Below are 16,022 nucleotides of genomic sequence, written 5' to 3'. Positions count from 1 at the left end.
ATGTTGGCACCTCAAAAACAAGAATGAAATGAACTACTACATTATAAAACCCGCAGTCGACACAAAAGAAACCGGCAGTGCCTACCCTGCGGTAGAAAGCTATGATGGTTATGATTTCAATGCGTCTAACTCGGTGCATAAATTAAGATCAAGAGAGTTTCCTGATTTTAAACCTGATCTACGATTTAAATTGGCCAAAGACGCCAAGCTTTGTGACCTCATGGGACAAGCTACCATCAATGCCCATGGATTCTTAATCAGCGAAAGATTGAAGGGTGTCTTTGAAAAAGCTAACATCGTACCTCATACGTTCTATCATGCGACTATTGAAGTTAAAGGAGTTCTACACAATTACTATTGGATGCACTTAGCGGTAAGCAAAGAATTCAATTTCATGAATTATAAAGAATCGGATTTTTACATCAAAAGATTCTCTAAAAACCTGGGCAAAATTGAAATTGAATCTGAAGATGTTTTCCTGGATAAAAGAAATGAAATAGGCGTTACCAATACAATTGGGTTTAATTCTATACATATCAACCATACTACTGTCGATTTATTTGCATTCCCATTCTTCACCGAAATATACATTTCAGAAAAATTGAAATCTGAAATAGAAAAGAATACGCTTACCGGCATTCATATTTCGCTTGCCGAGAAGATCATATCATCATAACCCAAGATTCAACTCATTGATTTTTCCTGTTGTGGTATTGATGGTGTTCTTAATATCGTCAGTCAAACCATCTAAGAATTCTTTAGCTTGAGCGGGTGTATAATTTGGCGTCGCCTCAGCCCAATCATTTAAGGCTTTTCTGATTTGCTCGGTGTATTGCGGATGCGGCCCATGTCTTCCCGCTCCCGTAGATTTGACGAACTTCTCGATGGCCAAGCCATTTTTCGAAGTATTGAATTCAAAACCTCCTTCGACCGCTTTCTTGACTACGTCATTTTCCTTGAGTAGCTGCACCGGTATAACGTGGTGTGCGTCTTCCGTATTTTTTATCCCGGCTAACGAGCCTCTCAAGTCGCCTCTATGCTTAATTGCATTTTGGACCAACTGGCTTCCATAACTCGAAACATCTTCGACAAATCCGAGTGACCCATCAGCATTTTTTACAAACCCGGCATTCTTAAAAGTTTCTCCGGTATTACTTCTTACGGTGATCCCCTCAAACTTCTTTGAAGATGAAGATGCGGTCGAAACAATGAAGTCGTCCGATATTTCAAGTATTTCGTCGGGGCCTTCTTTAAGGAACCTGCCGATCTCGATACCGTTCCCGTTCAGGATCTTTGCTCCGTCTTCAATTGCCTGGAATGTAACTTGAATACCGTCATCTAACCACTTACTGACTGTCGCTAATGTACTGACGCCTTTATGTATGCTCTCCGGTGTATTTTTAAGTACTTTCCAAGCGTCGGCCAACTCTGGGTTATCGCCCACCGCCTTTACAAGCTCCGGCGTGCCGACCATTTCCTTCGACAAGGCTACAACATCACCCTCGCCTGGAAGCTTATCGATAATGCGCTGGTCGGTGATGACAAACACTTCATCGGTACCGTTTTTCCGGATCTCACCCACCACGTGTATGGCATCGTCGGCGCCCGGAACCTCTGCACGGCTGAAGACCTTGACCGTGCCCGCTTCGTCGGCATACCGTAATGACCCCGGCAACGCATTGGCAAAGTCTCTAAGATCCTGCCGCACAAAGCCCTTCAATACATCGCCGGTTATAGGCTGTTCCAAGATCAGATTTACTCCCTCCCTGACCTTCAGCCTCGAAAGTTCGGCCGCTTCGGGCAGCCCGGAAAACTTGGCAGGATTGGCCTGCATGTAATTGGAAACATCTTGTGCGACCGGCTTGAACTTGGTGAGCACACCCGGGATTTGCACAAGCCCTCCCGCCATGCCGGCACCCAGCTCCACAAACGTAAGGATTGTAGAGACCTGCTGGATAGTTGCCGGCGGAACACCTGCCTCTTCGAGGGGATCTTTCAAAACCGTGATGGTAAGATTGACACTGCTCGCACCGAGCTCAATAACGCCGAGGTAAAAGGCCAGCCCTTCGGCCTCGATCATCCAGGCACTCACGGCAAGACCGGCAACACCGGCACCAAACCGGATGCCATTGCGCTTCTGGTCGTTCTCGGACTCGCGAATATCATAATCGAGATTCAATACCGGTCCCAAAAAGATCTGATCCCCTCCGCCTTCGGAATTGTAAAACCTCGATCCATCACGCGGGTCGATCTCTACGATGTCGTCGAGCGGCTTGTCGTACGTAACGACAACCTCCGGATCAGCCTCAGGAACCCATCCGCCCCCTTCCTCATCGCCGGGTATGAACAACTGTTGCGTACGCCGGACCGTGAGTCTGCCGTCGTTAGCAAGCTCCGTGGTGTACTCATAGCGGTGGCCTTTCGGCAGCGATTGAGTTTGAACCTTGCCATACCACGGTTTGTCTAGGTAAATAGGCTCCGTCTCCGAGTTGCCAGGCTTTGCATTCTCCCCCTGGTCTCCTTTCAGATGCGATTTTGCGCGAAACTGCTCATTGAAAACACCGATCAGGTCACTGAAATTACCGTCTTCGCTATTGGGATTATAATCGGCGACCTTGTCGATGATCTTTTTCAGCAGGCAGGGCTCGCCCGGAGTCTCGGGGGCCTTCTGCAGCTTGTCGTGCAGGTCCTGGATGTTTTCGTCCGAAGTGCCGGCAACGACGCTGATAATAGCCCGCTCCTCATCGCCATCGAGAAATTCGATTGCCCCCGACGTGAGCACGGTCAGTACCTTTTCCTTCTCCTCGTTGGTAAACTTCTCCAGGTCGCCCTCCTCGGCAAAGTTGATCAGCTTGGTCAGTTTCTTTTTATCCGGTTCTGTTTTGGCAAGCTCTTCGCGGATACGCCGCGCGACCTCATCGGCAACGGGTGTAGCTTTATCCTCATCGATGCCGGATTTACGAAGGAAGGCACGTAACGTCGGCATGCTTTTAATGTCAATGCGTAAACGCGTCTCGCCGTTGCCTTTGAACCGCACCGCGATCGTCAGGTCGTCGTCCAGGGTGATCTCGGGGTTTCGGGTGTCCATCGTTCCCGACGAGACCTGCACACCCGTAACGCGGTGAGACACCTCGCCTTCTTTGAACGTGCCCATGCCGCCCGATGGCACCATCGGCTTGAGGTTCATCGAACCGATTCCCTGGTTGGCTTTCCAAAATTGCTCCATCAGTTCCTTAATGGGCAGCACCGGATAGCCCGAAGCTTTGGCCGTGGCATGAAGCTCACTGTAGTTGCTGTTGGCGATCACTTCCGCCAGGAATGAATTTCTTTTGTCGACCGATGCGCGATAATACAGCGCACGAGCTTCGTTGGCGGCGAGCCGGCTGAATACTTCCTGGTGAGACCGCTCCCGGTCAAAGTTGGTCATCACATCACGGTAGGCATGATACACCGGCAGGTTATCCAGGGCAGACGTAAACCGGCCTATTTCGTGATCGACCTCGGCATCGGAGAAACCTCTGAAGTCATCATCCGGCACACCGTTGTTTACGCTGTTGACGTATGACCGCGGTATACGGTTATCGTTGCCACGACTGTTACGCGACGTAGATTCGCTAAGCGAAGGACCGAATACCACCACCGTATTCGATTTCTTGTCCTTGTCTTTGTCTTTGTCCTTATCCTTTTCCTTGTCTTTATCTTTATCCGTTTCTGCTCCAGGGGCTGGCGGCGGCGCGTTGGTCGCTGTACTTCCTCCTGGCGTGGTGGAGGGGCCTGGAGTCTTCGGCGGTTTTGTGTTGGACGATCCGCCGGTCCGGCGTGCCGACCGTGGTGGTTTGTTACCACTCCAAACCCGAAGCGTTTGTCCGTTCGATTTTCGCTTCACGAAAAAGGACTTCCATAACTTGCTCAGCATATCCCATGGCGGATCGAGGCCGAGCACATCGGCATGCAGCGGGTTGTTGTCGGCGTACTGATACGGGCTGTGATCGAAATGCAACTCGCCCAGGGGATCGACCGCCTGGAACCTGCCGAGCGCCGGATCGTATTGGCGGAATCCAAGATCTTTAACCCCTATGCCGTCGGTAACCACCTGGCCTTTGTAGGCCTCATTGCCACGCTCGAAGGCTGTGCCGGTCATCGACAAACCCATGGCGTAATAGTCTTCCGACTGAAGCACGGGGGATGGCGTATAGGTGATGGTGAGGTCATCCATCCACACCCGCGTGCCCGGGCTCTCGTTGCTCACGTAAACATATACGTAGCCTGACGTGTGAAATACTTTTTCGACGTGCATGGCACTGAAGTCGACCGTATTCTCCTGGAAAGGCTCGAACCCCGCCGAGGCATCGATGCGGTCGTAGCCGAGATCGATCACATTAAAATCGTTGTCGAACAAAATGTAGTTGAGGTATACCGGGGGCGCCTCATTGTCGTCGCCCCTCGGGTCGGCCAGCAAGGGCATAAGGCCCGCGGAGATCACCGACGAAATGGCCTGGGGTGCGCCATCGAGCTTTGCCGCAGCCGATTGAATGGGCGTAACCAGCAGCGCCAGCATTTCGGCAACGGTGAGCCGGTCATACGACTGCGCTACCTCGAACTTGCCGTAAACGTCCAGCACCACTTTGTCGCCAGGGTAAATTTTAAGGGCCGTATTGGGACCGATCGTGCGGTTCGCCGAGCCATCGAGATAGATGGCATTGCCGATAGACGAGCTGGTGTGGTTGAGCCATTGGCTGACGTTCGTGACCTCGGTTTCAAAAAGATCGTTGAACACTTCCATTTCGCGAACCCGCGGGTTGCTTTCATCAGCCTGACCGTTGTCTTCCATGGTGGCTTTTTGCACGGTGGTCTTCTCCTGCGTGGTGAACGTCACGCGAATGTTGTCTTGTAAATCTTTCAGCTCATACTGATACTCCAGTGAGGCGTCTGCTGCGCCCGGCAGAGGAACCACGACCTTACCTTCTTCGTGACGGATATACCGCAACGTGTCATTTTCATATACCAGGGGACCGACATAATCATATCGCTTGGAAACCGTAGACGTGCCCGGCTCATAGATCTTGTATCCCAGCTTGATCCCACCGGCGGTATACACGTGCTCCACTTTTTCGCCGGTTTCTTTTTCAACCGTCTCCGTCAGGTTCAGGTATGGGTTGTAGGTCACGTCACGGATACCCTTGTTCAGGTCGGTACTCAGGTTACCGTTTCGATCGTACCCATAGTCCAGGCCTGTTTCGTGAACATCCAGGAATCCTTCACTGTCCTGTCCTCGTTCGGTAACCGACAGCAGGCGATTGCTACGGGTTCTGGCACTGCCGTTATCGAAGAGCAGGTCGTCCATGAGCGACCCCGTGGCGTCGGTACGCTTCAGCGTAGCAATGTTGCCGTTCAGGTCGAATTCAACGTGCTCGGCATAGGCCGGCGTAACACTCCAGTCGCTCTGGTTGCGTTGGGCATATTCCGACGCCGTCATCCGGTTGAGGGGGTCGTAATAATATACGTGCGACCGCTGGGTCAGTGCATCGGAGGCCAAAACTCCGGCGCTCCATTTGGCAGCCGACGTGGTGCCATCATACCGCGGCACGTAATTGCCGATACCGAGGTTTTCAAAATATCCGTACTCGATCCCGAACAGATCGGCAGGCCCGCCTTCGGTATCTGACAGATCGCTGTTGTTGATGCGGGTCATCCATCCCCGGATGTTGTAGCGGTAATCCACCCTTTGTTTGGGCGCTTCGTTCCCTACCGTATGAAGGTTCTTGGTAATAAGCTCGCCCAACTCATTGTAGGTGTTGTCAGCGATCAGCACATCCGTTCCGCCGTTTATGGCATGCCAGGTTTGGAGCAACCGGTTATGATGATCGTAGGTGAACCGCCGGATCACGAAAGTCGATGCTTCTCCTTTCGTGACGGTGGTGCGCGTGCGGATCACATTTCCGCGAAAGTCGAAGACGTTGGTGATGATCTCTGCGCCGCCCAGGTGGTGCTGCGCTACCCGCTGAATGGTGCGGTAGTGATCGTCGTAATAAAGCACTTCCGTAAGCCAGTCGCCGGTTTCGAAATTCCGGACGCGTGTGCCCGTGGTATGCCCGGACAAAAGACCCTGCGGCGATTCATCCTGCGCCCGCTGACCCGGCGAAGCTGATAGCTCATTGTTGCGATAGGCATAGTCCTGCGCGTTTGCAAGAAGGCTTTTGAAACGGTAGTTGTCGTAGTAGGTGACGGAATAAACGGCGGTGGGGTCGGTGATCACGGGAAATGATGCGTTGTCATACCCCTGCGCAGCGCCTGCCACCCCGGTAAATTGCTCGAAGGCGCTCTCGTATCCGCGGGAACTGTAGAAATCGTCGACCTGCTCCTGCATTTGCTCCAGCGACAGGGCGTTGGCATCTTTGTAGATACCGCTCAGCACCGGGCGGTTGCGTGCATCGTATTTGGTGAACGTCCATTCGGGAACGATCCGTGCACGCTGGTTACCATCCTGGCTCAGCACGACCCGGTCGCGCGCATCGTATACATAGTACACCCAATCGCTGCCAGGAATTTTCTTTTTGATCACCCTTTTCTTTGCGTCATACCGGTATTGGTAGGAAAGATTGTCGATGCCGGTCTGCAGCGCATCGAAAAGCTGAACATGAAGTTCGCCCGATTCGAACCGGATATCGGGAAGCCATGAATTGGTAACGGTATACCGGTAGGTGCCAGTCTTGTCTTCGTTCATGTCTGCCAGCTCGAAAATCTTCGGGTCGGCATTCTGGCTGGAGGCGCCAACGTTTACCCAGGCACCGCCTGTAAATTTTTCCCACGCGTAAACGCCGTGTACCCCGCCATCGGGCGCCACGAGCTTCAGCACCGCGCCCGGCGCAACGGTTAGTTGCTGCTCGATGGTACTCCGCTGTGGGCCATAGGTAAATGCCTTGAACGGGTGTTTACCCGCGGCCGTGAAATACGGCTCGATCTGCCGCACAGGGATCTCGTTGTTCTGGATGTAGATGATGAGCGAAGCCTTGTCGGTACGCGCCGAAAAATCAGGCAGCCCCGTAAATTTGGCGTCGTTCAGCCGGAACTCTTTGAGTGTGGACCTGTTCATCAGCCATGCGGGGATGTCGCCCTTGAGGCTGGTGAACTTCAGGTCGACAATGGTGAGCTTGGTCAGGGCCTGGAGCTCCTCGGGTATGGTTCCGGTAAGGTCCAGCCGCTCGAGATAAAGTTCCTTCAGGTTGGGGAGCGTGCCGTATGACGGCGGAATAACGCCGCTCATCTTCGTATCACCGATGGCCAGGCTCACCAGGGGCTTGATCTCGCTGAACCATTCCGGCACCAAGCCATTAATGGAGGTCCAGTGCAGCCAGATATATCTTAGCTTCTGAAGATTGCGCCAACTCGCCGGTACCTCGCCCGTGAACGAATTGCTGAATAAGTAAAGCTCCTCCAGGGTCGCGATAGAACCCAACGCCTCCGGTAAGGGCCCGCTCCATTTGTTGCGGTATCCGTAAAAGATCCTCAGCTTCGACAGGTTCCCGATCTGCGGCAACAGCTCGCCTTCGATTTGCGTATCGTAAATGTAGAGGTCCGTTAAATTGATGAGGTTATAAAATTCGGTAGGCAACGGTCCCCCCAGGTCGCTATTGAGGTAAAGGCCCAGCCAGTACAGCTTCGTGAGCTGGCCGATGCTGGCCGGAACATGACCGGTAAGGTTGTTCTTAGCAACGGTAAGGTATTCCAGGTTCGTCAGGCGACCGATATCTTCAGGTATGGTTCCCGTGATCAGGTTATCGTACAATCTCAAATCCTTCAAGTTTGCCAGCGACGTGATCGTGGCGGGAATAACCCCTCCGATCTTATTGATCCGCAGGTCTATCGCCTTCATCATCGTCAGCCTGGATAGGCTGGCGGGGATCTGCCCGGTGAGGTTGTTTTGCACGAACGACAACCCGGTTATGTCGCCACTCTCCACCACAATGCCATACCACGCGTCCATCTGGGCCGCGGTGATGTTGGCGACCCAACTGGTCGTGGGCCAGCCGGTCTTCTTGGTCCACGTAGAGCCGCCGAGGCTTGTAAAGAAATCTTTCAGTGCAGCAAACTCCCACGCATCGGGCACCACGCCGCGCGAAGCGGGGATCCAGAAGGAAGATGTCGTCATCGGCGACTGGCCGCTATACAGCACGACCTTGCTTTTCAGCTCCGCCGTACTGGCCGTTACGCTCCGGATCTGTACACCGTTCCTGGAGTAGATGATAGAAGTACCCGAACGCTCGATGCGGAAATAGTCACCCGGGGCCCATGTACCCAGCTCGATGCCGGCTTCGTTCAATTCATGGATAAACACTTTGTTGCCGGACAGCGCGTTGATCTCGATGCCATAGTTGAGGCTGGCCCGGGTATAGGTGGTGGTCGTAGAAAAGCCTACCACGTAATTTTGCGCGGTGGCCTGGGGGCTGATCAGAAATTCGATCCAACCCGCCTGGCCAGCGGGCAAAATATTTTCAGCGATGGCGCCTGCACTGTTCCAGCCCGCGGCTGTGGTCTTGACCACATCGGCTCCACTGCTGGTTACGTTGGCCTGCCCGTTCCACACTACATCGAGCCCCGTCCTGACCGTCGCGGTAACCGAATAAATGGTAACACCATTAATCGCGGTGTTGGTCAGCTTATAACGGTAGTAGCCTTTATCGCTTTGCGAAAAATTCGGCAGGTTCAGCGTCTGCTGCGTCGCGTCCTGATTCAGAGCGTTGATGGAGCTCCACACCGTACCGCCATCCAGTTTCCTTTCCCAAACCACCGAGCCATTGGCCCCGGCACTTCTGGCCTGCATTTTCAAAACACCCCCAGGCGCTACGTTGATCGCACTGGTGTTGTCGAGCTCCTTCTGCGGATTGTACGCAACCGACTGAATACCCCGGTTAACAACGAGCTCCAGGCTTCCGAAATCAAGTTTGTTACTGGCAAGATTCAGCGTGAGATTCGCTTTGTTGGGATAGGTTCCAAAATCAGGGATGACCGTGAGCGCATTGTTGGTAAACGAGCAGGTGGTGAGCACAGGCGCCGTAAGCAAGGCGGCCGGCAATGACGTGAAGCTGTTATTATTGGCACTCAAATACGTGAGCGCCGCCGCCGAGGATACCTGCGACGGAAATGCGCCGCTGAATTGATTGTTATCCAGAACAATCCTGTTTATGGAGGGCCACGTGCCCATCACGAAGCTGCCGGTTAACAAATTATTGCCCAGGTCGAGCTGTTTCAGGGCCGTGAGTTGTGAAAAAGAAGCCGGTAATGCACCCGCCAGCTGGTTCGTTGCCAGGAGCAGATCCTGGAGGTTAACGAGCAGCCTGAACGTGGAAGGAATACTTCCGCTCACCTGGTTGTTGGAGAGATTCAGAGAGCGGAGCCTGGTGAGTTGACTGAGCGACCGCGGCAACGTGCCGGTCAGCAAATTACCGTTTAATGCAATGCCGCTGATGTCGCCGTCGGTTACCGTTACACCATACCAGGTTCCAAACGTACTGCTTTCTGCCGCTGCGGGCCAGCTGCCGGTAGCCGGCCAGTTGGTTTTGATGGTCCAGCCCGAACCGGCCAGACTATCGTAAATATTCTTCAGCACCTGGAACTCGACCGCATCGGGAACGCTGTTGGTTTGAGCGTACGCGGTCGAACTTATGCTAAGCAGCAAGGCCAGGAGCCATCCGGATGCAACGGCAGCGATGAGACATTTCATGTGAAAACGGGTTATAGGGTCTTGTGGTTCTTTATGGTCAATTCGTAGGAGGCCTCAGGGTCCGAGGCTATCGTGATCCGGATCGTGACCTCTTTTTCCTCTCTGCGGATGGAAACCGTGCCGCTATACTGCGCATCGGTAATTTCGTATTGAACAAAGCCATCCTCGCGCGCGTTGGTCCACTCGCCGACAGCATCGATTACTTTAAACGACTGGATAGGCGCGCCCTGAGCGTCTCTCCACTCAAGCTGGGTCTTTCCATACGAGATAAAAACGGCCGGCTCCTCCTTCCATGTGCTATCCTGGGCATTGAATGTTTTGGAGACGTTCCATTGAATGTCGCGGGTAAGAACGTTCTGAGCGTAGGCATCGGCACACACGCCCAGGAAGATCGCCAGAGCGATGGTAACAGGTTTCATCATAAAAGGTCTTTTAATGTTTGATCAGCTTGACGGCTTCGGGCGAGAGCACGGTGATGAGATTGCCCAGGTTGTCGTAAATAAAATAGGTCTCGGCATAGAGCTTGGTGGCGCCTTCCTGCCCGTATTGTTTTTTGCGGAGGATCAGCTTGCCGGAGGTATCCGTAAACTCCACCTGCTCGTAGTGATGCGCGTCGGTTGCCACCACCGCTTTCAGCTGATTCGGCAAATAGTATTCGGTGGCGCTTTCAACCTGGTAGCTGATCTTATCTCTCACATCGTCATAGCGAAACAGCAGCACCTCGTTTTCGGTATTGAACCGGTATTGCTGCTTGACGGTATGATCATTCTCTTCTGCGTCCTGCGGCTGGAACGCTTCGCCGGGAGCACCGGTTTTCAATACCCTGTTCAGAGGCGAATCTTCAAAGATGGTTTGTGCATACGGCTTGGTGTCGCGCGCCACCGTGGTGCTGGCCTGAGTGTAAAACGTATAGTGAGGAGAATTTTGATATACACCCGCCGCGCTCACGCTCGAACTCTTGTAGGAACCATCCGATTGCGGCGGTACATACGGCAGGTAATGAACCGCCTCTCTGCCCAGCAGGTCATACGCGATCGGCTGCACAATGTCGTCATGTGCAGGTGAAGCCTGCTGGTAAACGATCTGCGATGGTCTTCCGAGTCCGTCGAAGAACCGGTTGGTTTTTGTAATGTCCCCGATCGTGCGGGTAGCGGCGTCGGTCTCGGTTGTAATACCCTCCACCAACGATTCCTTGACAGCAATGTAATTAAAGGGTCTTGTCTGTGTGTCATAATTGTAATCGAACAGCCGTTCGATGTTACCCTCGTGGTCCTTCACCACGGACAGCCTGCTGAAGGCATCGTACGTGTAAAATCTCGAAACGGCATTGGCATCGGTAACGGAGGTAACACCGGTCAACGGGTCGTGGGTGTAGGTGATCAGCTCAGCGCCTTCGGGAAACACGCGGATATCGTCGATCTTCGTGCCGGACGAAACAATGTTCCTGTCGAAGGAAACCTCACCGCTGAATTTCCAGCCACCATCGGCATAATACCAGTAGCTCATGCTATAGGTATACGCTGCCGGTGGATTGAATGCGGCGGGTATCGTGTAGCTGCCGGAAGGCCAGACCTTGCGGCCGCTCCTGGCCAGGTTCTTTCCCGATGCATCGGCGAACGCTTCACCGAGCTGTTCCTCGAAACCTTCTACAAAAATCTGGTCGACGTGCGCGTTCTTCGCTTCTGCCACCAGCAACGCGCCATCGTATCCCCACACAAAAGTCTGTGGCCTGTCGTATGCTTCATGATACTCCAGGACGTTGCCGTTGGATTCATCATAACGGTCTACCTCGAACTCAAGTTGAAAATCGTCATATCCGAGGTCAACTTCATCGACCGGCCGCGTCTTTTGCAATTCATAAACTGCGGATGGCGAAACAATGTCACCAGCCACATTTTGGTAGATCACATAATGACCGTCGATGACCTGGAAGCCGGTACCGTCTTTCGGCTTCCACAAGGTATGCTCTTCGATAACCGGCTCGATCTGGTTAAGCTCATCCATCTTGGCGTAGGCCTCCGTGGACTGAAAATTCGGCTGGTCGGTGGGCCGCTGATAGGTGACGCGGAGCGTGCTGCCATCGCTTTGATTTCTTTCTTCCTGCGTGATCAGTTTATGCCCACTGTTACCATACGTGTAAGCCGTTGTTACTGTGTTTGCCACGCCACCGGCGTACTCGGTTTCCTTTCGCTGCGTGAGTTCCCACCAGGAGGATGTATTCTGATACGGCATGGAATAAAAGTACACATCAGCGGAAGCGGTCTGCCAGAAATCCGGGTTGCGGATCCTGCTCACCACCTTCAGCGCATCGACAGAAGAAGTTCCCAACTCGGTATACACATTGTCGATACGCTTTATCGTCGTCCCGTTCTTATCGATATAGAGGACCGACTCGAGTTGTCCGTTCTCGGGGCTGCTGTATCCCGGCAACCCGGGGTACGTTGACGCAACTTGTGCGTAGTTTTTATAATTATATTCGATCTTTCCGCCTTCTCCCTGTTCCCCGAAGATCTCGGTAACTTTAGTATGGCCCAGCAGAGAACTACCGGAAACAAAGTCCGGTGCCACCTGAGAAGCCGAGCTTCGCATGAGCATCTGGGTGAACGTCGGGTTGGTATATTCGACACCGTTATTACCGGCATTCATTATAAATACGACAGCCGGCACGATGGCCGAAATTACCGGGGGGTTGAGCAGATTGCCCGTGGACGATCCGGCAGTCGTTCCATCGTCGGTATAGACAAATTGTTTGAAGGATGTTTTCTCCGTGCCGTTATAGTTCGCAACGCTCTTCACGCGGATGCCCGCAGCGCTTAAATTTATTTCTTGCGGTGTAAATCCCCGGTAAGAAAGCGTAGCATCAAAAGACATACCCCGGCTGATGGTGTTGGGTGGAACGACGATCCGGTATTTTCCCGGGTTCAGGGTAATGTTGGATTGACCGCAGTGACAGTCACCCATAGGCCAGCCGTTGAGATTGACCGTAGAGGTCGGTGCCGGCGGATTAGGAACCGTAAGATCCACGTTGGGATCACTCCAATATTCCAGTCGAACAAATGCCATGTTGCTGAGAAATCCGCAGGTGGTAAGCGGGTCCGAGCTGCAATTGCCATTGGCGTCCGGTGCGGGGAAGGATTCATACCCCTCACCGCCCCCGTTGTCAACGGAGTAATCGTGTGTTCCGGAAAACTCGATGGTTGCATGATAGGCCGAGGCGACCGCTTCCTCGGGAGTGACCGTCCAGACGTACGGATCCGATATGGAAGGCACGACGCAAAGATCCACATCACTGCTGTTGTGGCACTCGTCGCTGCTGCTCCACACGTGGGTATAAAAGGCGGTTTGCTGAACGGTGATCGGCTTCGGCGGAATGATACCCTGGATAAAGGTAGCCCGCTCGTACTGGAATTCAGAGCGACCGCCGGTAGGATAGGTAACAGCCTTCAATACACCCGGCAAATAATCATTCAAGTCGAGGCTGGGCGTACGGTCTGCTCCCTTATAAATAGAACCATCCGGTCCGGTAATCTCGGGGAGTACATTGACATTGGCGTTCTTGCCATTATAAAATCCGAACCAGTCGATCGCCTTGGATATCTTTTCACGAAATTGATCGTCTTTATTAAAATAGTCAAACACATAGGCGGGTTTGGCCGTAGCACCGTCAGCACCATATTCCGTTACCTTGTCCAGTCTCAGTCTGCTGTTAAAATCGGGGGTCGGTGATGCATTGAAATATCCATAGTCGAAAATAAATTTCTTTTTAAGAACCGACGCGTTGTCATACACCTCCATGCTCCTGAGTTTGGTGGGCCCGGTGACCCCGGCGGGGATTTCGATATCGGCTCGTGCAGTCTCTGCAGCAGCCACCGTAGCCGGGTTATTGAACAAAATATATCCGTTCTGGAACCGGATCTTCTTCAGGAAATACTGGTAGTGCATCTCCCTTGAAATATGATAGTTAGATTGTACGCCGTTGCCGACCATGCCGGGAAGTGAAATGAACTGCTCCTCATAAAAACTTACCGGGCTTAGTCCCGAAAACGGGCTCGTATTATACTCGAAGTCGATCGTTTCGCCCGATGGAGATTCAATTTTGGTAAGATACCAGCTCGAAATTACCTGGCTGTTATAATGCCCCTGCAGACCGGCAATGATCCCGGCATCGTTCAAGTTGGGGAGAGACGTAGTCGTTCCGTAGTAGCCCGGAACGTGGGCGTCGTAATTTACAGTCAGCTCCTGCCGGTTAAAAAAATATTTTATACCGCGATCATCCGTCGCCAGGAAATAAAGTTGAACATTTTCGTCATACTTATACTCGATCCGCAGATTGTTACTCTTGGCCTTGACTACATTTCCTCCCCGCGCAGTATTTCCCCCCGCTTCTTTATCGATCAGGAATTTACCGGTATAATTTCCAAAATTGTATGAAAAAATATCCGGTTCTGAGTCCTCCTGGCCATCCGCAATAGACCGCATCCGGTCGAGCAGGTCGTTCCACTCCTGGCTGGGGTAAGGCGCATCCCACGACGCAGGAAAAAGCGGCGCCCTGTAAAACCCATTGAGGTCATCAAGACCTTTTACCGTACGGGTGATAACGCCCCCAGCAAACAATGACCACCCCAATCCCGCCCACGAAGCATCCTCGGCTACCTTGAAGCCATTGGAAGAATAATCCAGCTTGATCGCCAGTGTGTGATCTTTGGTTTTGATTTCGTACAGCGGAATGCTCACGTTTGCGCCCCCTGTATAATAACTGATCGGAACATCGCCATAGCGTCCCAATGAAGCCGCTGTAGGCGACGGCGGAATAACCTTTAAGGTATTGATGATAGGAGGCGCTTGCTGTGCAAACGAAGTAGTCGACAACAGTGCCAGCAATACATGGCACCATGCGGTTAGGGTAGGTGTTTTTTTCACAGTTACAACGTTTATCTTATCCGATAATAACAAATATATACTAATCCTATAGACTTACACAATAGATCGATGTTTTTAAAAAATTAAAAATTACGCGCAGTAACTGTCACCCTATAATAGTAGACAAATGAAGCCTGTAAGCTTTGGGTTATTCAAATGTGGCTTGTACGATGAGACCACCCGCGCAACGATTCAAGGCTTGAAGGTTATGCACAAAAAAATACGAAGACCGCGAATTTATTGAATCAACATCTTTTGAGCAGCTTTGTAGCCATCGTGACACTTTTGTATAAAAAGTGAACATATCTTCCGCCCTTCCCGAAGAGCAAAATGCAATCATTTATCACCGACTCGGGCTGCAATTCGGCGCTGCATCGTGCGCTAGTGATCAAAGCCCTGACTCGTAATCCAGGCACAATAGATTACTTCAATACGAAGACATCAACAATAGTAATGTGAAAAGATTGTACGACTTGTTATGAAAGGTTGCCAATAAACTTCAGATTCAGGAATAAAGCGAAAAGCCATTAAGAAAACGTTTTTACTTTTGTCGTAACCTCTTGTATAACACAGCAGAAGTGTGACCAAAGTCTCGGCAGAACACGCCGGTGATACTGCTTGAAAACTCTAGATCAATACGATAACCTGTAGGGATCAATCAAATGTTCCCTACTGGAAGGACTGCCAGAGGCAAAAATATCTTTTTTCGGCTACAACGATTTATCCGATATTTTTGATGTAATCAGCGCCGCGTCTGTAAACTCTCCTCTATTTAGCTGCACTACGTGCCATAGTTGTTCATGAGAAAGTAAAAGGCTGTTCATTACGCCTCTAAATTTATTATGATCGGACAAGCGCTTTTGCTTGGATTCTGCTATCTCCTCTTCTGACCAATGCAGCTTTGAAAAGTGACTAGTATCATTCAGAATGTCTGCAAAGTCTTCTGTCTTGAAATACCAAAGCTTATTGACGGTTATGGCATGGGTAGTGCAAAATTTCATAAAGCTTTCGAAGTGCTCGACAGACCTGGGGTAGCCCGTCAATAGAAAACGTGGTCTATGCTGAATGCCCCATAAAATCAATCGTTCAACCGTTTCTATGGGAATGATCTCTCCCTTGTCCATGTAGCTCTTGAGTTCATCTCTCAGGGTATCGGTAGTTTTTAACGCTTCGCGAAAAAGATCGCGGATAACAATTGTCTCAAGTTGATTGGCCCGCGCCAAAAATTGACACATAAAGTCTCTGGGAAGCCAAAGATCGCAGAATAGTATTTGTGCCGTTCTCATAAAAATCGCTTCAGCCCCTTGACGGGTCTGAAGACTAAAGATACAAATCCACAACAAACCGCCGGCAGCTCCCTGCCAATAGCTATAATTGCCCC

5 protein-coding genes are annotated in these 16,022 nt (G+C 51.7%); 1 reads left to right on the top strand and 4 read right to left on the bottom strand.

Translation table 11 applies throughout. From position 1 onward, the window contains the following. Positions 1 to 28 precede the first annotated feature (28 nt). On the top strand, positions 29 to 676 hold the full coding sequence (locus BUB30_RS34195) for an imm11 family protein (protein ID WP_143165197.1): 648 nt from the start codon (positions 29 to 31) through the stop codon (positions 674 to 676). Here BUB30_RS34195 and BUB30_RS34190 read toward each other — a convergent pair. The 4 genes from BUB30_RS34190 to BUB30_RS34175 all read right to left on the bottom strand — a co-directional run bounded on the left by BUB30_RS34190 (position 671) and on the right by BUB30_RS34175 (position 15,927). Continuing rightward, complete coding sequence (locus BUB30_RS34190) at positions 671 to 9,721, bottom strand: leucine-rich repeat domain-containing protein (protein ID WP_073143533.1); 9,051 nt, start codon at positions 9,719 to 9,721, stop codon at positions 671 to 673. The genes BUB30_RS34195 and BUB30_RS34190 overlap by 6 nt on opposite strands. 11 nt (positions 9,722 to 9,732) lie before the next feature. Further along, positions 9,733 to 10,143: a hypothetical protein gene (locus tag BUB30_RS34185; RefSeq protein WP_073143531.1), complete on the bottom strand. Its 411-nt coding sequence runs from the start codon at positions 10,141 to 10,143 to the stop codon at positions 9,733 to 9,735. Between the two features lie 10 nt (positions 10,144 to 10,153). Continuing rightward, complete coding sequence (locus BUB30_RS34180; RefSeq protein ID WP_143165196.1) at positions 10,154 to 14,641, bottom strand: DUF6443 domain-containing protein; 4,488 nt, start codon at positions 14,639 to 14,641, stop codon at positions 10,154 to 10,156. 710 nt (positions 14,642 to 15,351) lie between these two features. Next, positions 15,352 to 15,927 carry a nucleoside monophosphate kinase gene (locus BUB30_RS34175; RefSeq protein ID WP_073143528.1) on the bottom strand — a complete coding sequence of 192 codons (576 nt, stop codon included), beginning with the start codon at positions 15,925 to 15,927 and terminating at the stop codon, positions 15,352 to 15,354. Between the last annotated feature and the right edge of the window lie 95 nt (positions 15,928 to 16,022).

Source organism: Chryseolinea serpens, assembly GCF_900129725.1.
In the GTDB taxonomy this organism is placed as follows: domain Bacteria; phylum Bacteroidota; class Bacteroidia; order Cytophagales; family Cyclobacteriaceae; genus Chryseolinea; species Chryseolinea serpens.
Note: the sequence above shows the minus strand (reverse complement) of the source record. Positions and strands in the feature narration are given on the sequence as shown.

What these genes read in the sequence shown, in the direction of transcription:
- BUB30_RS34195 (WP_143165197.1), top strand. Translation starts at nt 29, where the DNA reads ATGAACTACTACATTATAAAACCCGCAGTCGACACAAAAGAAACCGGC.
- BUB30_RS34190 (WP_073143533.1), bottom strand. Translation starts at nt 9,721, where the DNA reads ATGAAATGTCTCATCGCTGCCGTTGCATCCGGATGGCTCCTGGCCTTG.
- BUB30_RS34185 (WP_073143531.1), bottom strand. Translation starts at nt 10,143, where the DNA reads ATGATGAAACCTGTTACCATCGCTCTGGCGATCTTCCTGGGCGTGTGT.
- BUB30_RS34175 (WP_073143528.1), bottom strand. Translation starts at nt 15,927, where the DNA reads ATGAGAACGGCACAAATACTATTCTGCGATCTTTGGCTTCCCAGAGAC.